Here is a 20,643-nt window from a genome sequence, read left to right on the forward strand (position 1 = left end):
AAGAATCGGCCATGCCCGCGCATGCCGCGCTCGCTGCGCGCACCCGCGGGACGGTGCGCATCGTCGGGGCAGGCCTCCTGGGGTCGAGCATCGGACACGCGCTCAGGGCGCGTGGCGTCGATGTCGCTCTCGACGACACATCCCCGTCGCAGCTGCGGCTCGCGATCGACTACGGCGCCGGGCGCGCACCGCGCGAGGAGGACGATCCGTCGCTCATCGTCGTGGCCGTGCCGCCGGACGTGACCGCGGACGTGATCCAGCGGGAGCTCGCCCGCTTCCCCTCGGCCGTCGTCACGGATGTCGCGAGTGTGAAGCTCGAGCCGCTGCGGACGCTGCGCGCGCGCGGCGTCGACCTCGCGAAGTACATCGGCTCGCACCCGCTCGCCGGTCGCGAGCGCGGGGGAGCCATCTCGGCCCGCGCCGACATCTTCGTCGGCCGGCCATGGGTGGTCTGCCGGGACGGGGAGACCGCCGCCGCCGATCTCGCGCTGGTCGAGGGCCTCGCGCTCGACGTCGGCGCCATGCCGCTGGAGATGACACCCGAAGACCACGACCGCGCCGTCGCCCTCGTCTCGCACGTTCCGCAGCTCGTCGCGAGCCTCCTCGCCGGGCGCTTCGTCGAGGCCCCGGACGGGTCGTTGAGCCTCGCCGGCCAGGGCGTGCGCGACACGACGCGCATCGCGGCGTCCGCCCCCGAGCTGTGGGTGCAGATCCTGGGCGCGAACGCCGCTCCGGTCGTCGACGTGCTCGACGCCCTCGCCGCCGATCTGAGCGCGGTCGCCGCCGCGTTGCGCGAACCGGAAGCCCCCGGGTCCCGTCGGGCCGTCGCGGACACGATCCGTCGGGGCAACGACGGCGTGGAGCGGCTCCCCGGCAAGCACGGGCAGAACCGCCGCTTCGAGCAGGTCGTGGTGATGGTCGACGACACCCCCGGTCAGCTCGGACGCCTGTTCGGCGAGCTCGGCGACCTCGAGGTGAACGTCGAGGACCTCCGCCTCGAGCACTCGCCGGGCGCTCAGTTCGGTCTGGCCGAGATCAGCGTCGTCCCGAGCGCCGTGCGCCGCGCGGTCGACGGCCTCCAGTCCCGCGGCTGGAAGATTGCGAGCACCACGAATGACTGAACCGACCACGCCCGTCCTGGTGGCCGTCGACGGCCCCGCAGGCAGCGGGAAGTCGAGCGTCTCCAAGCAGGTGGCCCGCCGACTCGGGTTCGGCTACCTCGACACCGGAGCGGCCTATCGTGCCCTCGCCTGGCACGTGCTCGCGCACGACGCGGACACGTCGGACGCGGCATCCGTCCTCGACGTCCTCGGCGACTTCGACTTCTCGATCTCGCTGGACCCCGATCAGTACTGGGTGCGCGTCGGGGACACGGACGTCACCGACGCGATCCGCGAACCGCGGGTCACGGATGCCGTGAGCGGCGTCGCGCGCGTGCCGGCGGTCCGCCACGCCGCCACGACACTGTTCCGCTCGCTCGTCGCGGGAGCCGACCGGCCCGGCGTCGTCGTGGAAGGACGCGACATCACCACGGTGGTCGCGCCGGACGCGCCGGTGCGCATCCTCCTGACAGCGGCTCCCGACATCCGCGCCGCCCGCCGCAGCGCCGAGCTCTCCGGGCATGACGCCGGCGCCGTCGCCGATGCTCTGCACCGCCGGGACGCGGCCGATTCCTCCGTCGTGGACTTCCTCACCGCCGCACCGGGCGTCCAGGTCGTCGACTCGTCGGATCTCGATTTCACACAGACCGTGGATGCCGTCCTCGACGTCATCGCCGCGGCCCTCCCTCCACAGACAGGAAGCCATGATGGGCGCTGACGACGAATACGAAGGCGGCGACGACAACATCGCCGAGGCCCTCGCCGACCTCGACGAGGACCTTGCCGACGCGCGCGCCGAAGCGCTGCGCGCGAGCCTGTCCGACTACGAGCTCGACGACGACGACGCCGAGCTGCTGTCGGGTGTCACGCTCGGCGAGCATGGTGTGGAGTACTCCCCGGCGCTGCCGGTCGTGGCGATCGTCGGTCGCCCGAACGTCGGGAAGTCGGCGCTGGTCAACCGCATCCTGGGGCGCCGCGAAGCTGTCGTCGAGGACACCCCCGGTGTCACGCGCGACCGGGTGACGTACAAGGCCGAGTGGATGGACCGCCGCTTCACGGTCGTCGACACCGGCGGCTGGGAGCCGGACGCACGAGGCATCGATGCTTCCGTCGCGGCTCAGGCCGAGATCGCGATCGACCTGTGCGATGTCGTGCTGTTCGTGGTCGACGCGATGGTCGGCGCGACTTCGACCGACGAGCACGTCGTCAGGCTGCTGCGCAAGAGCGGCAAGCCCGTCTTCCTCGTCGCGAACAAGATCGACGACGCCCGGCAGGAGCCCGAGGCCGCCGTGCTCTGGGGGCTGGGTCTCGGTGAGCCGTACCCCGTCTCCGCGATCCACGGTCGCGGTGTGGCGGATCTCCTCGACGAGGTCATGAAGGTTCTGCCTACGGTCTCCGCGGTGGCGAAGCAGGAGATCGGCGGACCGCGCCGCGTCGCGATCCTCGGCCGCCCGAACGTGGGCAAGTCCTCGCTGCTGAACAAGGCCGCGGGGGAGGAGCGGGTCGTCGTGAACGATCTCGCCGGCACCACGCGCGACCCGGTCGACGAGATCGTCGACCTCGGCGGGCGCCTCTGGCGGTTCGTCGACACCGCCGGCATCCGTCGGCGAGTCCACCTGCAGCAGGGCGCCGACTTCTACGCGTCGCTGCGGACCTCCGCCGCCCTGGAGAAAGCCGAAGTGGCCGTCGTCGTGCTCGATGTCAGCGAGTCGATCAGCGAGCAGGACGTGCGCATCATCGATCTCGTGCTCGAGTCCGGCCGCGCCCTCGTTCTCGCGTTCAACAAGTGGGACCGCTTGAACGACGACGATCTCGAGAACGCCGACCGCCGCCGCTACCTCGAACGCGAGATCGAGCAGGACCTCGCGCACGTGTCTTGGGCGCCGCGCGTGAACATCTCCGCGCGCACCGGCCGGCACCTGGACAAGCTCGTGCCGGCGCTCGAGACCGCGCTGGACTCGTGGGACACCCGCATCCCGACCGGCAAGTTCAACGCATTCCTCGCCGAGCTCGTCGCGGAGCACCCGCATCCGCTCCGCGGCGGCAAGCAGCCGCGCATCCTGTTCGGCACGCAGGCCTCGACGCGTCCGCCGACGTTCGTGCTGTTCACGACCGGATTCCTCGACCCGGGCTACCGCCGGTTCATCCAGCGGCGCCTCCGCGAGATCTGGGGCTTCGAAGGCACGCCGATCGTGGTGAACATGCGGGTGCGCGAGAAGCGCCAGCGCTGAGTCCTCCGGGTGCGAGCGGTGGCGCCCCTGCGGTCAGGCGATCGCCGGGAGGGCCGGCGGGCGGACCATCGCGGTGGCGTCCGGCACGGCGAAGCCGAACTGCTCGTACAGTCCGTGCGCGTCGGCGGTGAACAGGACCCAGCGGAACCCGGCCCCCGGCCCGTCATCGATCATCGCGCGCATCAGCCGCTTGCCGATGCCCTGGCCCCGATGACCCTCGACGACGAACACGTCGGCGAGATAGGCGAAGGCGACGCCGTCGGATGCCGCCCGCGCGAATCCGACCAGCTCGTCCGTCCCCGCCCGGTAGGCGCCCACGACGCGCCACGCGGCGTCGAGCTGTGCGTCGACATCGGCGCGCGCACGCCAGCGCGCCCAGTAGGCCTCGGTCGACAGCCACTCCCAGACCGTGTCGCGCGGGATCCGGCGCGGGTCGTCGTCGATCTCGTATCCGTCGTGCATCCCAGCATTCTCATGCAGGCCGTGTTTCCTCGTGTGGCCGCGGAGCGGGCCGATCGGCATCTCGTGGCATGCGGGTGTGCGAGGGTGGACGCGTGAGCATCCTTCCCCCCGCGCCCGGTGAGCCGCGTCGGCGGAGCGGACCGCGGGATCCGGGGGACGCCTGGGTCGTCGCGCCCACGGGCGAGCGATACTGGGGGGTCTTCGGCGCGGCGGGGCTCATGGCGGTGGATGCCGAACGCGGCGTGCTGCTGCAGCACCGCGTGACCTGGTCGCACTTCGGCGACACGTGGGCACTGCCCGGCGGGGCGCGGCACGAGGGGGAGTCGGCGTGCGACGGCGCGCTACGGGAGGCGGCCGAGGAGGCAGGTGTCCCCGACGCGGCCGTGCGGCCTCGGCTGCTGAGCGTGCTCGATCTCGGCTACTGGTCGTACACGACGGTCGTCGGCGATGTGATCCGGCCGTTCGAGCCGACCATCAGCGACCCCGAGAGTCATGAGCTCGCATGGGTTCCCGCGTCCGAAGTCATCGATCGTCCCCTGCATCCGGCGTTCGCGGAGTCGTGGGTGCGCCTGCAGAGCCTGCTCGCGGTCCGTCCGGCGATCGTGGTGGACGCCGCGAACGTCGTGGGTGCCGTGCCCGACGGCTGGTGGCGCGACCGTGCCGCAGCGACCGACCGGCTTCTCGACCGGATCGGGCGCCTCGCGGACGACGGGGTGGACGCGGCTCTCCTGAGTCTCTCCGAGTCCCGCTGGTACCCCGAGTGGACAGTCGTCGTCGAGGGTGAGGCGCGCGCCGCCGCGACGGCACCGGACGACGTCCGGATCGTGCGCGCAGCGGCATCCGGCGACGACGCGATCGTCGCCGAGGCCGAGCGGCTCGTATCCGCCGGGCGCACCGTGACCGTCGTGACGAGCGACCGCGAGCTGGCCGGCCGTGTCGAGGCGGCCGGGGCCACGACACGCGGGGCGGGGTGGCTGCTCGACCAGTTCGACTGAGCTCGTCGTCTATCGGTCGGGCTCGAGGCCGTCGCGGCCGCGGAGCCGGTCGATGTCGCGCCGCTCGCGCTTCGTCGGCCGCCCGGCGCCCCGGTCGCGGATCGGCACGAACGCGCGCTCCTCGCGCGGCGGCGGCGGGGGAGTCCGGTCTTCGACGGCCGCCGCGGCGAGCGGAGCCCCGACTCGCTTGGAGATGGGCTCCTTCACCACGAGGATCCGGTCGAACCCCGCGATCCGCACCCGCAGCTCGTCGCCCGGCCTGACCGGTTGCGCGGCCTTCGCCCGCTCGCCGCCGATCCGCACGTGACCGGCCCGGCATGCCGCGGTCGCCGCCGAGCGGGTCTTGTAGACGCGCACGGCCCAGAGCCACGCGTCCACCCGCGCCGAGGAGCTCATGCCGGCACCACCCGGGCGCGGGCGCTCGGCATCCGATTCATGGCTCTCTCCTCACCCTGACCGACGGCACCATCATCGTCGCACGGCGGATGCCTCCGCACGCATCGGCCTGCGCCACAAGATCGGCGCGTCACCGGGGAGTTCCGCCCGGGGCGCCGCTCGTCAGGCGGTGAGGTCGCGCACCACGATCGCGCGGTCGGCTCGCGGGCGCGCGACCTCGCGGAATCCGGCGGCGAGGAACGTGGACAGCACCCCGTGGTAGAGCTCGTTCGCCGAGGCGTGCGCGACGGCGGTGTCGACGGGATAGGCCTCGACGACGCGGGCGCCGTGCTCACGCGCGAACGCGACCGCGGCGTCGATCAGCCGGGCGTTCAGCCCGATGCCGCGGTGCTCACGCCGGACGACGAAGCAGGAGATCGCCCAGACGTCAGGGTCATCCAGCGGCAGCTCGGTGTTCGCGGCGAGAGCGCGCGTGCGCGCGATGCGCACCTGGTGCACGCGGGGTCCCACCCGCACCCAGCCGGCCGCTTCGCCGCTGACCGAGGCGATGAGCGCGGGCGGGACCGACGCCACGGCCAGTTCGTTCCGCAGCAGGTCGGTGCGCTCGGCGGTGTCCAGCCGCTGGAACTGCGCGTTGGGCATCATCCACCATTGGCACTGGCAGGACCTGCCGTCTCCACCGCCGGTGAGCGCGTGCTCGGCGTCCTCGAAGCGGCCGGCGGTCGCGGGGGAGATGACGATCTCAGCCATGGGTCGACCGTAGCCCCGGCACCGGACAGTCCGCTGCTCAGAACTCCTGCATCTTCGCCGCGCTGCCGTCGATGGTGCGCGGAATCACGCGGTGGGCGCGTCACGCGGTTTCGTTTTGCGGGAGTTATGAACACGTTGGCCGGAAACCGGCGCGGTGTGTCCGCTGCGCGCACGTCGTGCGATCCGTGTGCAGGGGACGATGGGGTGTGCAGATCGCCGACTTCCCCGTTCCCGATACCCTGGCCGCGCGCGGCGCGCTCGAGATCGCCCGCAGCTACCAGTCGCCGGCCTTCACCGCGCATGCGCTCCGGTCCTGGCTCTGGGCGGAGGGATTCGCGCGGATCGACGGCATCTCCGACATCGACCACGAACTGCTGTACGTCTCGGCCGTGCTGCACGACATCGGCACGGTCCCGGAGTTCGACAACCACATGATCTCGTACGAGCACGCGGGCGGACATGTCGCGGTCGCGCTCACGGCGGGTGCGGGCTGGCCGGCGCCGCGCCGCCGCCGCGCGCTCGAGGTGATCGTCCGGCACAACTGGCCGAGCGTCGATCCGACGATGGATGCCGAGGGCCACCTGCTCGAGATCGCCACGGGTCTGGACATCTCGGGTTCGCGGCCCGAGATACTGCCCGAGGAGTTCCGGCGCGAGGTTCTGCGCGCGCATCCGCGCGGCACCCTCGCGGCCGAGTTCGGCGCGTGCGTGATCGACCAGGCGGCCCGCAAGCCCGACACGGCGGCGCGGCGGCTGGTCGACGCCGGGATCATCGGCAAGCTCGCCGCCAACCCGCTGGAGAGGGTCTGAACCCGCGAAAAAGGGCCGGCCTCACGGCCGACCCTTTTCGATGTGGTCGGGATGACAGGATTTGAACCTGCGACCCCTTGACCCCCAGTCAAGTGCGCTACCAAGCTGCGCCACATCCCGATGTCCGCGAGCGGACAACTCCCCTATCCTAGCCGGTCGGCGGAGCCCCCGCGAACGGGCGGACGTCCGAGTTGCGGCACCGGCGTGGAGCGCCGAGCATGAAGTCATGGAGCACGCACAGGACTCCACTCCCTTCGTCCGCTCGCGGCGTTTCGTGGTGGGGGCGGTCATCGTCGGGATCGCCCTCGTCGTCACCGTCGGACTGATCGTCGGGGGGATGCTGCGCCCCGCCGATCCGGTCGCCTCCGCGCCCGCTCCGACACCCAGCGCGACGCCCGCCGCGTCCGACGAACCGGCAGCGACGCCGGCCCCGCCGCCGATCCCGGCGAACACGACGGTGTACGACCCGGCCACGCTCGCGCCGTTGGACGTCTTCGCCGTGAATCCGTCCCTCGTCCTCGATGATGATCCCTTCGGTGCACTGACCGGCGAGACCGCCCGGCCGCTCGCCGCCGGCGCGCCGGTGTTCGCCGAGCCGAGCGGCCAGCCGATCGCGTTCCTCCCGCGCGACCTGACGTTCGACGGCACCACTGCGCCGGTGATCCAGCGCGAGGAGAACTGGGTGCGCGTCCTGCTCGTGGGCCGCCAGGCCTATCCTTCGCAGGGCAGCTCCGCCCAGGTCACGGGCTGGCTGCGTGCCGCGGATGTCGAGGTCATGCCGTCCGAGGCGATCGTCGACGTGAACCTCACCGCCCGGACGATCGACATCGTTCGAGCGGGTACGGCCGAGCGCATCGCCACCGACTTCGGCTCAGGGGTCGCCGAGACGCCCACTCCCGTGGGCCGCACGTACATCATGACCACGCGGGTCGAGCCCTCGTTCGGGTACACACGCGGCTTTCCGCTCGTGTACCTCGCGGTGCAGTCGCCGACCCTCGACGGATTCGGTGGGGCGACCGTCGCGGTCACGGCATTCCATTACCACGACGAGCGGTCCGGCATCCTCTCCAACGGCTGCCTCCGCGTGGACCCGGCCGCGATCGAGAAGCTCGCCGCGCTGCCGTTCGGGACGCCCGTCGTCATCCGCCCCTGACCGCGGATCCGGCCGAAGACGCGAGGCCGCGGTCCCCCCAGACCGCGGCCTCGCGGACCTGTCACCAGGTCGAATCGCCCCGGATGACCGCATCCGACCCACCGTCGATGAAGATCACCTGCCCGCACAGGTGGGCGTTCTCCTTGCTGGCGAGCCACCCGAGGAGGTAGGCCACGTCGCGAGGTTCGAAGATGCCGTTCAGCGGCATCGGGACCATCTGCAGGATCGCCGCGCGGGCTTCCGCGGTGTCGGTGAACGCTTTGGTCATCGGGGTCACGACGACTCCCGGAGCGACGGCGTTGAGCGGGATCCCTGCGCCGGCCCATTCGGGGGAGGCCGCGTGGCGGCGGATCCATCGGGCGAGCGCGCGCTTGGTCGTGCCGTAGATCAGGTTCGCCGTGTCACCGCCGGCGGCTTCGAGTTCCGCGCCCCGCGCCAGAGCGCCCGGTTCGTCGCCGGCGAGCAGCAGCTCGAGCAGAGCCTCATCCGGCGGGTAGAGGGACGCCATGGATGCCGTCGCGACGGCGCGTGGCGCGGGCGAACCGCCCAGAAGCGGCCGAAGACCTTCGAGCGTGGCCACGGCGCCGAAGTAGTTGACGGCGACCGTCGCAGCGGTGGGTGTCGCGAGCCCGGCGTTCGCGATCACCGCGTCGATCGTCCCCCGGCTCATGTCGGACACGGCGGCGACCATGGACTCCCGTCCGGCGGCGGTCGACAGGTCCGCATCGATGTCCGTACCGTGCAGGTCCACGCCGATCACCTTGTGACCCCGCTCGACGAGCAGGTCGGCCGTCGCCTTTCCGATGCCGCTGGCGGCGCCGGTGATGACGTATGTGCGGGACATGGGAACCTCTTCCTGACGGCCTCAGGTGCGCCGTCGCCTTCAGTGTCTCCGGCTCGCGTCGGCCGTGCGTAGGCCGAAAGACCCACGGGTCACCCGTGTGGTGTCCGCACCGCCAGGTACAGGTCGATCAGCGCGTCTCCGAGCGCCGCCCGCAGGACGACGGACCGGTCGAGCTCCGCCAGCGCCTCGGTGAGGCTCGACGGCAGGGGACGGATGCCGACCGCGGCGCGTTCGCCCTCGGAAAGGCGTGTCGGACTCACGAGAACCGGTGCGGGCGGGACGGCTCCGCGTGCGATGCCGTTCTCGGCCGCCGCCAGGAGGGCAGCCACGGCGTAGTAGGGGTTGGCGGACGCGTCCCCCGGCTTGATCTCGATGTTGGCGCCGCGAGCCGAACCGCCGGCGGTCGATGCGACGTAGCGGACGGCCGCTTCGCGGTTGCCCGGCCCCCAGCAGACCGTGGCGCCCGACCAACGGCCGGGCCGGAGCCGCTCGTAGCTCGGCACGCTCCCCGCGAGGAGCGCCGTCAGCGCGGGAAGCTCCGCCAGGATCCCGGCGATCGCCGCCTTGCCGGCGGATCCGGGGGCGTCATCGGAATCCGGGCTGAAGAGCGGCGCGCCGTCGCGGGCGAGCGAGAGGTGGATGTGCATCCCGTTCGACGCCGCGCCCACGCGGGGGATCGGCGAGAAGTCCGCCCGCAGTCCGTGCCGAAGCGCGACGCGGTCGATCACCAGCCGCGCCAGCACGTCGTCGTCGCACGCGTCCAGAGGGTCGCGGGCATCCAGGGCGACCTCGAACTGGCCGTGTCCGTGCTCCGCGTGGAGCTGCAGCGCCGGGACGCCGGCCGCGTCGAACTCGGTCAGCAGCTCGGTCGCGAACGCCTCGTTCTGCAGGATCGGATGCTGGCCGTAGGCGGGTCCGGTGTGTGCCGGTGACGGATCGACCGCCTCGCCGCCGTCGAGGGTGAACTCGATCTCGAAGCCGATCCGCGCGCTCAGTCCCCGCTCGGCGAGGCGCGTCTGCTGGCGGCGCACGGCGCGCCGACCGCATCCCGCGAACGGCGTGCCGTCGATCTCGCGGACGTCCGCGGGCGTCCAGGCCGGACCGCGCTCGCCGAGTCGTGCGATGCGCTCGGCATCCGGGGCGAGCAGGAGGTCGCCGATCACCGCATCCCGGCCGAGCGCATCGACCGGATCATCGGTCGGCGTGAAGAGGGCGACGCTGCTGATCGACGCGTGCACCCCCGTCCGCAGCACGGAATCCACCCGTGCCCGGGGGATCAGCCGCGAGCGTTCGCGCCCGGCGGCGTCGACGGACGTGATCAGAAGCGGCCCGTCGACGCCGACGGAGCGATCGTCTGTGCTGCCGCTCATGATCCGCTCCTCGGATGCCGATGATGGGACATCATCGCGGTTGCCGGCTCCGTCGTCCACTCGCACGCCCCCGCGCGACCACCGCGTGACATGCTGGAACGCGGTGCCCGCCGCGGGCACGCGAAGGAGGATCCCCATGCAGCAGCGCCCCCTGGGACGCACCGGCCGATCGATCTCCGAGATCGGCCTGGGTACCTGGCAGCTCGGGGCTGACTGGGGTGCGGTCAGCGAGGAGGACGCGCTCGCCGTGCTGGCGGCATCCGCTGAACGCGGCGTGACCCTCTTCGACACCGCCGACGTCTACGGCGACGGGCGCAGTGAGTCGCTCATCGGGCGGTTCCTCGCGGGGCGCGCGGATCACGGCATCACGGTCGCCACGAAGATGGGCCGCCGCCTGCCGCAGGAGCCGGAGAACTACACGCCCGAGAACTTCCGCGCATGGACCGACCGCTCGCGCGCGAACCTCGGCGTCGACACCCTCGACCTCGTGCAGTTGCACTGCCCGCCGACGGCGGTGATCGAGGACGACGCGACGTACGAGGCTCTCGACGCGCTCGTCGACGCGGGCACGATCGCCGCGTACGGCGTCTCGGTCGAGACCTGCGAGCAGGCGCTCGCCGCGATCGCGCGGCCGAACGTCACGAACGTGCAGATCATCTTCAACCCCTTCCGTCTGAAGCCGTTGGACGATGTGCTGCCCGCGGCCGCGGCGAACGGCGTCGCGGTCTTCGCGCGGGTGCCGCTGGCGTCGGGGCTGCTGTCGGGGAAGTACACGACTGAGACGTCGTTCGCCGACAACGACCACCGGTCGTACAACCGGCACGGCGAAGCGTTCGACCGCGGGGAGACCTTCTCGGGTGTCGATTTCGAGGTGGGTCTCGCCGCAGCTGCGGAACTGGCGGCCGCGCTGCCCGAAGGCGTGTCCCTGCCGGCGGCGACGCTCGCGTGGATCGCGGCGCAGTCCGGCGTCACAAGCGTCATCCCGGGCGCCCGCAACGTGGGGCAGGCGCAGTCGAATGCGGATGCCGCCGACGCCGTCTCCGCCGGGTTCGATGTCGACGCGTTCGACGCGGTGGTCCGTGAGGTCTACGACCGTCGCCTTCGGGAGGCCATTCACCCGCTCTGGTGAGGCTGGAAGGCCTGCGATCGGCTGCGCCGGGAGGTGCATTCGGATGTCGCCAACATGGCGATCGTCGGCGTGATCGAGGCGATCGAGACGCGTCGGGCACTCGAGATCGACGGAAGCTGGGCTGGCGAAGAGTCTGCGACCCAGGTTGGACTTCGCCTTTCGTCGGTCGTCGAGCGCGTGACGGAGGTCTCGGTGACGCACGGGGTTCCCGCTCGATCGTGAGCGCGACGCGCGCGTTCGGGGTGGAACGACGGTCTGCGACGACTCGTCATGCGTCACGGGCGGACGCTGTGACGCCGACCGACGTTGCAACCGGTAGGTTTGCCAGAGACGGCACAGCTTCGGGATGACGTGCCGTCCACAGGACGTCTCTTGGGGGAGATGATGACCGACCGTACGCCGTCATCAGCGCCGTCGCACCGCACTCGCGCAGAGCGTCGCGCGGAAGGCGCGGCGACCGCGCAGCCCGACGCACCGCTGACACGGGCACAACTGCGACAGCGTGCGCGGGCGGTGACGGTCGAGGCGCCGACCGCATCGACCGCGGCAGCGAAGCGCGAGCGGGTGCCGGTGGGGGAGTCGGAACCCGTGGTGGAACCGGCCGAAGAGCGCGAACCGGCCATGGTGGAGGTGCTACAGCCGGTGCCGCAGGGGGAACAGGAAGTGGCGGCCCTCCCACACCCGATCCCGCGGTGGGAGCCGGAGCAGAAGGCGGAGCCCGTGTTGCTACGGGGACCGGTTCCGCTGCCCGCCTCACGGCTGCGCGGTGAGAGTGCGTCGCCGGGGCTGTTCCCGGACCAGTTCGCGGGCAGCGGCATCCGCTTCGACGATCGCACGCTACCCCCGGTCGTCCCTGTTCCTGCGCCGACGCCGTTCGTTCATGTGCCGCGCGTGACCTACCTCCCGGCTGCGGCTAACGGGCCGGCCAGAACCTCGCTCGTCATCGCCGGCCTCGCCGCGGTGAGTGGGCTGATCGCTCATCCGGCGCTGAGGGCGGATCCCGTCCTGGCGGGTGTGGTCAACCTCGCGGTCGTGACGCTGCTGATCGCCGCGTTCCTGCTCGCGGCCGTCGGCCTCGTCCTGGCGGTGCGGCGTCCGACTCGCAAGCTGATTCCGGTGGTCGCGATCATGGTGTCGGTCCTCGCCCTCGCCGCAGTCGCAGTGCTGGTCGCGGCTCGCGCGATCCCGCTGGGCGGGCTTCTGGCCGCCTAGTCCCGGAACTCCCGCTGCTCGCGCGCCGAGCCGATGAGTCCTCCGCCGAGGTGGTCGGTCTCCGACCGAGGTGGCGGGTCCTCCGCCGAGGTGGCCAGTTCTCTGCCGGGACGATGCGGCCATGTTCGGCACAAGAACGACCATCTCGGCACAAGAACGACCATCTCGGAATGGGACAACCGGCCGGGCGGGAACAATCAACGTGGTCATCCACAACATCTGACGCACGACGCACCGGCGTCGCGCGGGGTGTCAGACTGCGTTGGTGTCACACGCGACGTCGCCGGCGACGACATGAGGACTATTCCGCGCCGCTCGCGAGTCCGGTCGAGCCCTGCAGAACAAGAGATCACGTGTCGACCGGGCATGGCCGCGCCGTCGGGGTCGGGAAGGAGCGCGGGAGGGTGACATCGCTGACGCCGGTCCTCGCCATCGTCGCCGGCCTGCTCGGTCTCGCCGTCGGATCCTTCCTCAACCTCGTCGCCGTGCGCGTGCCTGCGGGCATCCCCGTCATACAGGGCGGCCGCTGCCCGCGGTGCGGTTCGGCGATCGCCGCGCGATACAGAGCGCCTGTTCTCGGTCGACTGATGGTCCGCGGCCGGTGTACTCACTGCGGAGAGCCGGTGCCGCTCAGGTATCCGCTTGTCGAGGCGTTCACCGGTGTCGCGTTCGCCGCCGTCGTCTGGTTCTTCCTCGCGGTCTTCACCGACACGTCGTGGGCGCGGATGCCGGTCGCCGTGCCCCTGGTCCTGATCGCGTACCTGTACTTCGCCGCCATCAGCATCGTGCTGACGCTCATCGATCTGGACACCCACCGCCTCCCGAACGCGATCGTGCTGCCGAGCTACCCGGTTGCGATCGGACTGCTGACCCTTGCGGCGCTGTTCAGCGCGGACTGGCCCGCGCTGCTGCGCGCCGGCATCGGCATGGCGATCCTGTACGCGTTCTACTTCCTGTTGCGGCTCATCCGCCCCGGCGGGATGGGCGGCGGCGACGTCAAGCTCGCCGGGATCATCGGGCTGTACCTCGGCTGGATCGGTTGGGGGGCGCTCGCGGTCGGCGCGTTCTTCGCCTTCTTCTACGGGGGAGTGTTCGGGATCGGCCTCATGATCGCGCGCCGGGCAGGCCGCAAGACTGCGATCCCGTTCGGTCCCTGGATGATCCTCGGGGCATGGAGCGGCATCTTCGTCGGCGAGGGGATTGCCGCCGCCTATCTTCGCATGTACACCGGCGGCCAGTAGTCCCGACCGGAGATTCATCCCACGAGCACGGACGCCGCGCAGCGTCAAGTCCCGACGACCGGTTTCCGGGCCGGTTAGCCTCGATCGCATGCCTGAACTCATCGCACGGATCACCGCGTGGGCGCTCACCCTCAAGCCCGTCCGCGCCTTCCTCCTGTACGGCGAGCACCGCGGACCGATGCTCGCGGACAGCGTCACATATCGCGCGCTGTTCAGCGTGTTCGCCGGCGTCCTCCTCGGGTTCTCCGTCGCGGGGCTCTTCCTCGCGGGGAACCCGGCGGCCCTGCAGTCGCTCGTCGACTCGGTGGATGCCGCCATCCCCGGGCTCGTCGGAGAAGAGGGTCTCATCGATCCGAGCTCGATCGCCTTCTCCGGCGGGCTCACCGTCGCGACCGTGCTGTCGATCGTGGGTCTGATCGGCGCCGCGATCGGCGCGATCGGCGCACTGCGCGCCGCGTTCCACGCCCTCTCGGGGCAGCTGACCGACGATCTCTTCTGGGTCCTCGCGCTCCTGCGCAACCTCCTGATCGCGGTCGGGATCGGCGCCGCATTCGCGGCATCCGCCGTCGTCACCTTCTTCGCCAACGCCGGCATCGGCTTGCTCAGCGGGCTGATCGGGGTATCCGACACCGACCCGCTCACGCTCATCGGCACGCGCGTGGTCTCCGTCGTCGTCGTCTTCCTCCTGGACGCTGCCGCGATCGCGGTCCTGTTCCGGACGCTGTCCGGAGTGAAGGCCTCGTGGCGCGCACTGCTACCGGGCGCGCTGCTCGGCGCCGTCGGACTGACCGCGCTCCAGCAGCTGTCCAGCCTCTTCGTCGCCGGCGCGTCCTCGAACCCGCTCCTCGCCTCGTTCGCATCGCTCATCGCGCTGCTGCTGTGGTTCAACCTTTCGGCGCAGGTCATCCTGATCGCGGGCGCCTACATCATCACCGGTGTCGAGGAGGAGCAGGATCGCGTGCGCGCCCGCTTCGGCGCATCGACGTTCGCGCAGCGGCGGGTGCGACGCGCCGAGGAGTCGGTGCGGATCGCCACCGCCGAGCTCACCGCGGCTCGTCGGGTGGAGGAGAAGGAGCGCACGGGAGTCTGAGCGTGGTGCGCGGAGCACGGGACGTGTGAAGATCTTGTAAACGCTTGCATCACGCGCTCGTCCGATGGGCGCGCGACCGAACCTGATCGGTAATTTCGTACCATGCCCGAAAAGCCCACCCTCGCCTCAGAGTCCGCGACGCGCGCGACGCATGCTCTCGCTCTGGCTCCCGTCACCGCGCCCGCCAGCACGGTCGACGGGTTCGTCCGGGAGTTCCTGCAGAACCTCAACTTCAACCGCGGCGTCGCGCTGTCCACCTCCAGCGCGACCGACCGGTACTTCGCGCTGGCGTACACCGTGCGGGACTACCTGATGGCGCGGTGGCTCGAAGACCTGCGCCGCCAGCGCGAAGTGCAGGCCAAGGGTGTGGCGTACCTGTCGGCCGAGTACCTGCTCGGCCGGCAGCTCGACAACAATCTCCTCGCGAGCGGTCTCACCGACATCGCGAGCGAGGCACTCGCATCGTGCGGTATCGACCTCGACGATTTGCGCCAGCAGGAGGTCGAGCCCGGCCTCGGCAACGGCGGCCTGGGTCGTCTCGCGGCCTGCTTCATCGACTCGCTCGCCACGCTGGGTGTGCCGAACACCGGTTACGGCATCCGCTACGAGTACGGCATCTTCCGCCAGACCTTCGACGACGGCCAGCAGGTCGAGCAGCCCGATTCCTGGCTCGCCTACGGATCGCCGTGGGAGTTCCCGCACCCCGAGGCTGCCCAGACGATCTCATTCGGCGGCCACACCGAGACGTACGACGACGGTGGTGTGCAGCGCTCCCGCTGGCTGCCGGGCTGGAACGTCCAGGCCGTTCCGTACAACTACATGGTGCCGGGCTACCAGAACGGCCGGGTCAACACGCTCCGCCTGTGGAGCGCGAAGGCGACGAACTCCTTCGATCTGCGCGTGTTCAACTCCGGCGACTACGAAGAGGCCGTCCGCGCGCAGACGTTCGCCGAGAACATCTCCAAAGTGCTGTACCCCGAGGACTCCACGCCCCAGGGCAAGGAGCTGCGGCTGCAGCAGCAGTACTTCTTCGTCGCGGCATCCATCAAGGACTTCCTCGATGTCACGCTGCCGAAGGACTTCGACCTCACGAAGCTGCCCGACCGCATCATCTTCCAGCTGAACGACACCCACCCGGTCATCGCCGTGCCCGAGCTCATGCGTGTGCTCGTGGACGAGAAGAAGATGGAGTGGGAGGACGCGTGGGCGATCACCCAGAAGTGCTTCGCGTACACGTGCCACACGCTGCTGCCCGAAGCCCTCGAGGTCTGGTCGGTTGATCTGCTCGGCCACCTGCTGCCGCGGCACCTCGAGATCATCTACCGCATCAACGACGACTTCCTGGATGCCGTCCGCGAGCGCTTCGGCGACGACGAGATGCGCATCCGCGACATGTCGATCATCGGCGAGCACCCGGTCCGATCCGTCCGCATGGCCTACCTCGCGACGGTCGCCGGCGCGAAGGTCAACGGCGTCGCCGAGCTGCACTCGCAGCTGCTGCGCGAGAAGGTGCTGCCGGACTTCGACGAGTTCTTCCCCGGCAAGTTCACGAACGTCACGAACGGCGTCACCCCGCGCCGTTTCGTTCGCCTCGCCAACCCCGAGCTGTCGGCGCTGATCACCGACGCCCTCGGATCGGGCTGGGTCACCGATCTGGAGCGCCTGCGCGAACTCGAGACGCACGCCGAGGATCCGGAGTTCCGCGCCCGCTTCGCCGAGGTGAAGGTCGCGAACAAGCGCCGCCTCAGCGCCGTGCTGCGTGAGCGCGACGGGTTCGAGGTGAGCGACGGCCACATGCTCGATGTCATGGTCAAGCGTCTGCACGAGTACAAGCGCCAGATGCTCAAGATCCTGCACGTGGTGACGCAGTACGAGAGCGTCATCTCGGGGCGCGTCGCGGCCGCCGACCTGCAGCCACGGACGGCGATCTTCGGTGCGAAGGCCGCCCCGGGCTACGCGATGGCGAAGAACATCATCCACCTGATCAACGCCGTGGGTTCCGTCGTGAACGCCGACACGCGCCTCGAGGGGCGCCTCAAGGTCCTGTTCCCGCCGAACTACAACGTGACCCTCGCCGAGCGCGTGATCCCCGCCGCCGACCTGTCCGAGCAGATCTCGCTCGCCGGCAAGGAGGCGTCGGGCACGGGCAACATGAAGTTCGCCCTGAACGGCGCCCTCACGATCGGCACGGATGACGGGGCGAACGTCGAGATCCGCGAGCTCGTCGGCGACGAGAACTTCTTCCTGTTCGGAATGAGCGAGCCCGAGGTCGAGGCGCTCTGGGCGCGCGGCTACAAGCCCGCCGAGTTCTATCAGGCCGACGACAACCTGCGCCGTGCGCTGGATCTCATCGCCTCGGGGGCGTTCTCCCGCGGCGACCGGTCGACGTTCGAGCCGATCGTGTCGAACCTGCTGTACGACGACCGGTTCATGGTCCTCGCCGACTACTCGTCGTACATCGCCGAGCAGGCGAAGGTGGACGCGGCCTATGCCGACCAGGATGCGTGGAACCGCTCCGCGATCCTCAACGTCGCCCGCACCGGTTTCTTCTCGTCGGACCGGTCGATGCGCGACTACATCGACCGCATCTGGCACACCCCGCCGTCGTTCTGACCGGTCGTGGAGCGGTGCGTCCTAACGGGCGTACCGCTCCACGAACGTGCGGAGGATGCGGCTCGGGTGCGACACGGGCGCCCGGCGCACGGCATCCAGAGTCAGCTCGAGCTCGTGACCGGCGAAATAGCCGTGGTCCGCGTAGGCGTGGATGCGGGTCGTGATGCCGTCGACGTCGAGCTCGGGGTGGAACTGCGTCGCATACACGTTCTGTCCGACGCGGAACATCTGCACGGGGCACGCGGGGGAGGAGGCGAGGAGGACAGCGGAGGGCGGCAGTGCGCTGATCGCCTCCTTGTGCCCCACGAACGCCTCGAACGTGGGCGGCAGCTCCTGCAGGAGCGGGTCGTCGCGGCCGGCATCCGTCATCGTGACCGGCACGACGCTGATCGGCTCGGAGTGCACGCGGTCGATCGTGGCGCCGAGGAAGGCGCCGACCGTGCCGACGCCGTAGCAGGCGCCCAGGAACGGGAAGTCGCGCGCGACGACATCGCCGAGCAGTGCGGCGAATTCCGCCTCCACGCGGTGCTGGACCGCGGACTTCTTCTCGGGGGCGTCGGAGGCGTTGAACGGTCCGCCGCCGACGAAGATGCCGGACAGCTCATCGAGGTCGAGCGGAGGCATCGCCCCTGCCTCCAGCCGCACGCGGACGAGCTCGCTCTCGCGCAGGCCCGAGTAGCGCAGGAACAGGGCGTATTCCTCGTCGGCGGGCACGTCCTCCGCCCGGGTCGCGAGGAGGACGAACGGCTTCACGCATCAAGCCTAGGCGGTCGCCGTCAAGGGCCCCGTCGCGGTCGACGCGCGGGTCTAGGCTGGAGGCATGGCTATCGCACGACTGCACGGCGGACCCCTCGACGGGCAGCTTCTGCCTCTGGACGACCCCGAACTCGACAAGCTCATCGTCCCCTACAGCGAGACCCAGGTGGTCTACGAGCGCAAGGGTGCACCCGAGCACACCGGCGAGGGCGACGGACCGACCGAGGCGGAATTCTGGTTCGTCGAGTCCGAGGACGAGATCGACCCCTACAGCGACACGGCGCGTGACCGCCGCTGAGCCCAGCGCTCATCCCGAGCCGTCTCGATCGATCGAGATCGAGCTCAAGTTCGACGTGGAGGACGGCACGCCGCTGCCGGAGTGGACGACGCTTCCCGGCGTGGCTTCGGTCGGCGACGCCGAGGTGCGCGAGCTCGACGCCCGCTACCTCGACACCGCGGAGTTCGGGCTCGCGTCGGCGGGCTACGCGCTGCGCCGGCGCAGCGGCGGACCCGATGCGGGGTGGCACATCAAGGGCCCCCGCATCGGCGGCGGCCGCACCGAGCTGCACTGGCCGCTCGGCGAGACCGACGACGTTCCGGATGCCGTCCGCGCGGCGATCGCGCCGGTGACGGACTCCGCGCTCACGCCGATCGCGCGCATCCTCAACACGCGCACCGCGTACGCCCTGAACGACGGCACCGGGGGACTGGTCGCCGAGTTCGTCGATGACCGCGTGACCGCGAGCGACGTACGCTCGGGCGCCGTCCGGGAGTGGCGGGAGTGGGAGATCGAACTGGGTCCCGCAGCGCCCGCCGACCCGCGGGAGTTCTTCGCCGCCGTGGAGGCGGCTGTCATCGCGGCGGGCGGCAGGGCCGCGGCGTCGGCGTCGAAGCTCGCTCGCGCCCTCGGGTACTGAGGAAGGGCTCAGCCGAACGGCGGCGTCGCACGGCCGCGGTCCGCATCGCCGGGCCCCGTGCGTCGGCTGTGCCCTCCCCACGTGAAAGACCGGGGACGAATCGGGCATGATGCCCCGCGGAGAGCCTCCGCGTGTCGATTCGTCCCCGGTCTTTCACACGGGTGCGGCCCGGGTTCACATGTTGATCATGTGACCCGCGAGACCGTGGAAGGCCTCCTGGACCGCTTCCGACAGCGTCGGGTGCGTGTGGACGTTTCGCGCCGCCTCGAGGGCCGTGAGGTCCCACTTCTGCGCGAGCGTGAGCTCGGGGAGCAGCTCGGAGACATCCGGGCCGATCAGGTGCCCGCCGAGGAGCTCGAGGTGCTCGCCGTCGGCGATGAGCTTCACGAAGCCGATCGGCTCGCCCAGGCCGTTCGCCTTGCCGTTGGCCGAGAACGGGAACTTGGCGACCTTCACGTCGTAGCCGGCGTCGCGCGCCTGCTGCTCGGTCAGACCGAACGAGGCGACCTGCGGCGAGCAGAACGTCGCGCGCGGCATCATGCGGTAGTCGCCGAGGGTCATCGTCTCGGCCTTGCCGATCGTCTCGGCGGCGACGACGCCCTGCGCCTCGGCGACGTGCGCGAGCTGCAGCTTGGCGGTGACGTCGCCGATCGCGAAGATGTGCGGCACGTTCGTGCGCATGTAGTCGTCGATCTCGATCGCGCCGCGGTCGGTGAGCTTCACCCCGGTGTTCTCGAGACCGAAGTCCTCGACGTTCGGTGCGAAGCCGATCGACATGAGCACCTTGTCGGCGTCGATGGACTGGGTCTCGCCGCCCGCGTTGGGCGTATAGGTGACCGTCACGCGGTCGCCGTAGTCGGTGACGGTCTCGACCTTGGTCGAGGTCAGGATGTCCACGCCGTACTTCTTGTACTGGCGGGCGATCTCCTTCGAGACGTCGGCATCCTCGTTCGGCAGCGCACGGTCGAGGAACTCGATGATCGTGACCTTCACGCCGTAGTTCGTCATGATGAAGCCGAACTCCATGCCGATCGCGCCGGCGCCGACGATGACGATCGAGGACGGCAGGCCACGCGTCATGATCTGCTCTTCGTACGTGACGACGTTCTCGCTGAGCTGCACGCCGGGCAGGAGCCGCACGCGGGAGCCGGTCGAGATGATGACGTTGTCGAACGTCACACGATCCGTTGAGCCGTCGGCCTTCTTCACGTCGATCGTGTTCGCGTCGACGAACGAACCGCGGCCCTCGTACTCGGTGACCTTGTTCTTCTTCATCAGGAAGTGGATGCCCTTGACGTGCGTCTCGGACACCTTGCGGCTGCGGTCCCACGCCGTTCCGAAGTCGAAGTTCACATCACCCGAGATGCCGAACTGCTCGGCCTGGTGGTGGAACACGTGGGCGAGGTCGGCGTTGCGCAGGAGCGCCTTGGAGGGAATGCACCCGACGTTCAGGCACACACCGCCCCAGTACTTCTCCTCGATGATCGCAACGGAAAGGCCGAGCTGAGCGGCCCGGACGGCGGCGACATACCCGCCGGGGCCCGCGCCGAGAATGGCGACGTCGTAGTGAGGCAT

Annotated in this window: 21 protein-coding genes and 1 tRNA gene; 14 read left to right on the top strand and 8 right to left on the bottom strand. The window is 70.4% G+C overall.

Annotated features, from left to right (window positions below; translation table 11 throughout):
- Positions 1–11 precede the first annotated feature (11 nt).
- The 3 genes from AB0P18_RS09235 to der are packed head-to-tail and all read left to right on the top strand — an operon-like array spanning position 12 to position 3,331.
- Positions 12–1,121 carry a prephenate dehydrogenase gene (locus AB0P18_RS09235; RefSeq protein ID WP_363359774.1) on the top strand — a complete coding sequence of 370 codons (1,110 nt, stop codon included), beginning with the start codon at positions 12–14 and terminating at the stop codon, positions 1,119–1,121.
- A complete protein-coding gene (cmk, locus tag AB0P18_RS09240; protein ID WP_363359775.1) occupies positions 1,114–1,818 on the top strand; it encodes a (d)CMP kinase in 705 nt (234 codons plus the stop codon). The genes AB0P18_RS09235 and cmk overlap by 8 nt, the downstream gene beginning before the upstream one ends.
- Entirely contained in the window at positions 1,808–3,331 is a 1,524-nt protein-coding gene (gene der / locus AB0P18_RS09245; protein WP_363359776.1) for a ribosome biogenesis GTPase Der, read from the top strand. The genes cmk and der overlap by 11 nt, the downstream gene beginning before the upstream one ends.
- A gap of 33 nt (positions 3,332–3,364) precedes the next feature.
- Here der and AB0P18_RS09250 read toward each other — a convergent pair whose 3' ends face one another.
- A complete protein-coding gene (locus AB0P18_RS09250) occupies positions 3,365–3,793 on the bottom strand; it encodes a GNAT family N-acetyltransferase (RefSeq protein WP_363359777.1) in 429 nt (142 codons plus the stop codon).
- A 92-nt stretch (positions 3,794–3,885) separates the two neighbouring features.
- Here AB0P18_RS09250 and AB0P18_RS09255 point away from each other — a divergent pair, with 92 nt between their 5' ends.
- The gene (locus tag AB0P18_RS09255; RefSeq protein ID WP_363359778.1) at positions 3,886–4,788 is read left to right on the top strand and encodes an NUDIX domain-containing protein; all 903 of its coding nucleotides are present in this window, start codon (positions 3,886–3,888) and stop codon (positions 4,786–4,788) included.
- A gap of 9 nt (positions 4,789–4,797) precedes the next feature.
- Here AB0P18_RS09255 and AB0P18_RS09260 read toward each other — a convergent pair whose 3' ends face one another.
- Entirely contained in the window at positions 4,798–5,184 is a 387-nt protein-coding gene (locus AB0P18_RS09260; RefSeq protein ID WP_344053027.1) for a S4 domain-containing protein, read from the bottom strand.
- A gap of 162 nt (positions 5,185–5,346) precedes the next feature.
- The gene (locus AB0P18_RS09265; RefSeq protein WP_363359779.1) at positions 5,347–5,934 is read right to left on the bottom strand and encodes a GNAT family N-acetyltransferase; all 588 of its coding nucleotides are present in this window, start codon (positions 5,932–5,934) and stop codon (positions 5,347–5,349) included.
- 206 nt (positions 5,935–6,140) lie between these two features.
- Here AB0P18_RS09265 and AB0P18_RS09270 point away from each other — a divergent pair, with 206 nt between their 5' ends.
- A complete protein-coding gene (locus AB0P18_RS09270; protein WP_363359780.1) occupies positions 6,141–6,743 on the top strand; it encodes an HD domain-containing protein in 603 nt (200 codons plus the stop codon).
- A 43-nt stretch (positions 6,744–6,786) separates the two neighbouring features.
- Here AB0P18_RS09270 and AB0P18_RS09275 read toward each other — a convergent pair.
- Positions 6,787–6,863, bottom strand: a tRNA-Pro gene (locus AB0P18_RS09275).
- Positions 6,864–6,969: 106 nt separating this feature from the next.
- Between AB0P18_RS09275 and AB0P18_RS09280 the strand changes: the two genes are divergently transcribed.
- Positions 6,970–7,896 (top strand): L,D-transpeptidase, encoded by a 927-nt coding sequence (locus AB0P18_RS09280; protein WP_363359781.1) that lies wholly within the window; start codon positions 6,970–6,972, stop codon positions 7,894–7,896.
- 61 nt (positions 7,897–7,957) lie between these two features.
- Here the strand turns inward: AB0P18_RS09280 and AB0P18_RS09285 are convergent, their stop codons facing one another.
- Together AB0P18_RS09285 and AB0P18_RS09290 are read right to left on the bottom strand one after the other, a co-directional pair.
- Positions 7,958–8,740, bottom strand: a complete 783-nt coding sequence (locus tag AB0P18_RS09285) for an SDR family oxidoreductase (protein ID WP_363359782.1) — start codon at positions 8,738–8,740, stop codon at positions 7,958–7,960.
- An 89-nt stretch (positions 8,741–8,829) separates the two neighbouring features.
- The gene (locus AB0P18_RS09290; protein ID WP_363359784.1) at positions 8,830–10,110 is read right to left on the bottom strand and encodes a glutamine synthetase family protein; all 1,281 of its coding nucleotides are present in this window, start codon (positions 10,108–10,110) and stop codon (positions 8,830–8,832) included.
- A gap of 136 nt (positions 10,111–10,246) precedes the next feature.
- Between AB0P18_RS09290 and AB0P18_RS09295 the strand changes: the two genes are divergently transcribed.
- From AB0P18_RS09295 to AB0P18_RS09320, 6 genes are all read left to right on the top strand, one after another.
- The gene (locus AB0P18_RS09295) at positions 10,247–11,239 is read left to right on the top strand and encodes an aldo/keto reductase (RefSeq protein ID WP_363359785.1); all 993 of its coding nucleotides are present in this window, start codon (positions 10,247–10,249) and stop codon (positions 11,237–11,239) included.
- Positions 11,240–11,293: 54 nt separating this feature from the next.
- Positions 11,294–11,461 carry a hypothetical protein gene (locus AB0P18_RS09300; protein WP_363359786.1) on the top strand — a complete coding sequence of 56 codons (168 nt, stop codon included), beginning with the start codon at positions 11,294–11,296 and terminating at the stop codon, positions 11,459–11,461.
- Between the two features lie 291 nt (positions 11,462–11,752).
- Complete coding sequence (locus AB0P18_RS09305) at positions 11,753–12,451, top strand: hypothetical protein (protein WP_363359787.1); 699 nt, start codon at positions 11,753–11,755, stop codon at positions 12,449–12,451.
- Positions 12,452–12,855: 404 nt separating this feature from the next.
- Positions 12,856–13,692: a prepilin peptidase gene (locus tag AB0P18_RS09310; protein WP_363359788.1), complete on the top strand. Its 837-nt coding sequence runs from the start codon at positions 12,856–12,858 to the stop codon at positions 13,690–13,692.
- Positions 13,693–13,780: 88 nt separating this feature from the next.
- Entirely contained in the window at positions 13,781–14,782 is a 1,002-nt protein-coding gene (locus tag AB0P18_RS09315) for a YihY/virulence factor BrkB family protein (RefSeq protein ID WP_363359789.1), read from the top strand.
- A 102-nt stretch (positions 14,783–14,884) separates the two neighbouring features.
- Entirely contained in the window at positions 14,885–17,395 is a 2,511-nt protein-coding gene (locus tag AB0P18_RS09320; RefSeq protein ID WP_363359791.1) for a glycogen/starch/alpha-glucan phosphorylase, read from the top strand.
- A 21-nt stretch (positions 17,396–17,416) separates the two neighbouring features.
- On the opposite strand, the gene AB0P18_RS09325 is transcribed toward AB0P18_RS09320, so the two are convergent.
- Complete coding sequence (locus tag AB0P18_RS09325; RefSeq protein WP_363359792.1) at positions 17,417–18,148, bottom strand: glutamine amidotransferase; 732 nt, start codon at positions 18,146–18,148, stop codon at positions 17,417–17,419.
- 67 nt (positions 18,149–18,215) lie between these two features.
- Between AB0P18_RS09325 and AB0P18_RS09330 the strand changes: the two genes are divergently transcribed.
- The gene (locus tag AB0P18_RS09330; RefSeq protein ID WP_344053072.1) at positions 18,216–18,449 is read left to right on the top strand and encodes a response regulator; all 234 of its coding nucleotides are present in this window, start codon (positions 18,216–18,218) and stop codon (positions 18,447–18,449) included.
- Complete coding sequence (locus AB0P18_RS09335; protein WP_363359794.1) at positions 18,436–19,068, top strand: CYTH domain-containing protein; 633 nt, start codon at positions 18,436–18,438, stop codon at positions 19,066–19,068. The genes AB0P18_RS09330 and AB0P18_RS09335 overlap by 14 nt, the downstream gene beginning before the upstream one ends.
- Before the next feature lie 174 nt (positions 19,069–19,242).
- Here AB0P18_RS09335 and lpdA read toward each other — a convergent pair whose 3' ends face one another.
- Positions 19,243–20,643 carry a dihydrolipoyl dehydrogenase gene (gene lpdA, locus AB0P18_RS09340; RefSeq protein ID WP_363359795.1) on the bottom strand — a complete coding sequence of 467 codons (1,401 nt, stop codon included), beginning with the start codon at positions 20,641–20,643 and terminating at the stop codon, positions 19,243–19,245.

Origin of the sequence: Microbacterium sp. NPDC064584 (genome assembly GCF_040687315.1) — a bacterium.
Lineage (GTDB): Bacteria > Actinomycetota > Actinomycetes > Actinomycetales > Microbacteriaceae > Microbacterium > Microbacterium lacus.

Excerpts from the sequence above, each read along its gene's own strand:
- AB0P18_RS09235 (WP_363359774.1), top strand. The coding sequence starts at position 12 with ATGCCCGCGCATGCCGCGCTCGCTGCGCGCACCCGCGGGACGGTGCGC.
- cmk (WP_363359775.1), top strand. The coding sequence starts at position 1,114 with ATGACTGAACCGACCACGCCCGTCCTGGTGGCCGTCGACGGCCCCGCA.
- der (WP_363359776.1), top strand. The coding sequence starts at position 1,808 with ATGGGCGCTGACGACGAATACGAAGGCGGCGACGACAACATCGCCGAG.
- AB0P18_RS09250 (WP_363359777.1), bottom strand. The coding sequence starts at position 3,793 with ATGCACGACGGATACGAGATCGACGACGACCCGCGCCGGATCCCGCGC.
- AB0P18_RS09260 (WP_344053027.1), bottom strand. The coding sequence starts at position 5,184 with ATGAGCTCCTCGGCGCGGGTGGACGCGTGGCTCTGGGCCGTGCGCGTC.
- AB0P18_RS09265 (WP_363359779.1), bottom strand. The coding sequence starts at position 5,934 with ATGGCTGAGATCGTCATCTCCCCCGCGACCGCCGGCCGCTTCGAGGAC.
- AB0P18_RS09280 (WP_363359781.1), top strand. The coding sequence starts at position 6,970 with ATGGAGCACGCACAGGACTCCACTCCCTTCGTCCGCTCGCGGCGTTTC.
- AB0P18_RS09285 (WP_363359782.1), bottom strand. The coding sequence starts at position 8,740 with ATGTCCCGCACATACGTCATCACCGGCGCCGCCAGCGGCATCGGAAAG.
- AB0P18_RS09290 (WP_363359784.1), bottom strand. The coding sequence starts at position 10,110 with ATGAGCGGCAGCACAGACGATCGCTCCGTCGGCGTCGACGGGCCGCTT.
- AB0P18_RS09295 (WP_363359785.1), top strand. The coding sequence starts at position 10,247 with ATGCAGCAGCGCCCCCTGGGACGCACCGGCCGATCGATCTCCGAGATC.
- AB0P18_RS09300 (WP_363359786.1), top strand. The coding sequence starts at position 11,294 with ATGGCGATCGTCGGCGTGATCGAGGCGATCGAGACGCGTCGGGCACTC.
- AB0P18_RS09315 (WP_363359789.1), top strand. The coding sequence starts at position 13,781 with ATGCCTGAACTCATCGCACGGATCACCGCGTGGGCGCTCACCCTCAAG.
- AB0P18_RS09320 (WP_363359791.1), top strand. The coding sequence starts at position 14,885 with ATGCCCGAAAAGCCCACCCTCGCCTCAGAGTCCGCGACGCGCGCGACG.
- AB0P18_RS09330 (WP_344053072.1), top strand. The coding sequence starts at position 18,216 with ATGGCTATCGCACGACTGCACGGCGGACCCCTCGACGGGCAGCTTCTG.
- lpdA (WP_363359795.1), bottom strand. The coding sequence starts at position 20,643 with ATGCCTCACTACGACGTCGCCATTCTCGGCGCGGGCCCCGGCGGGTAT.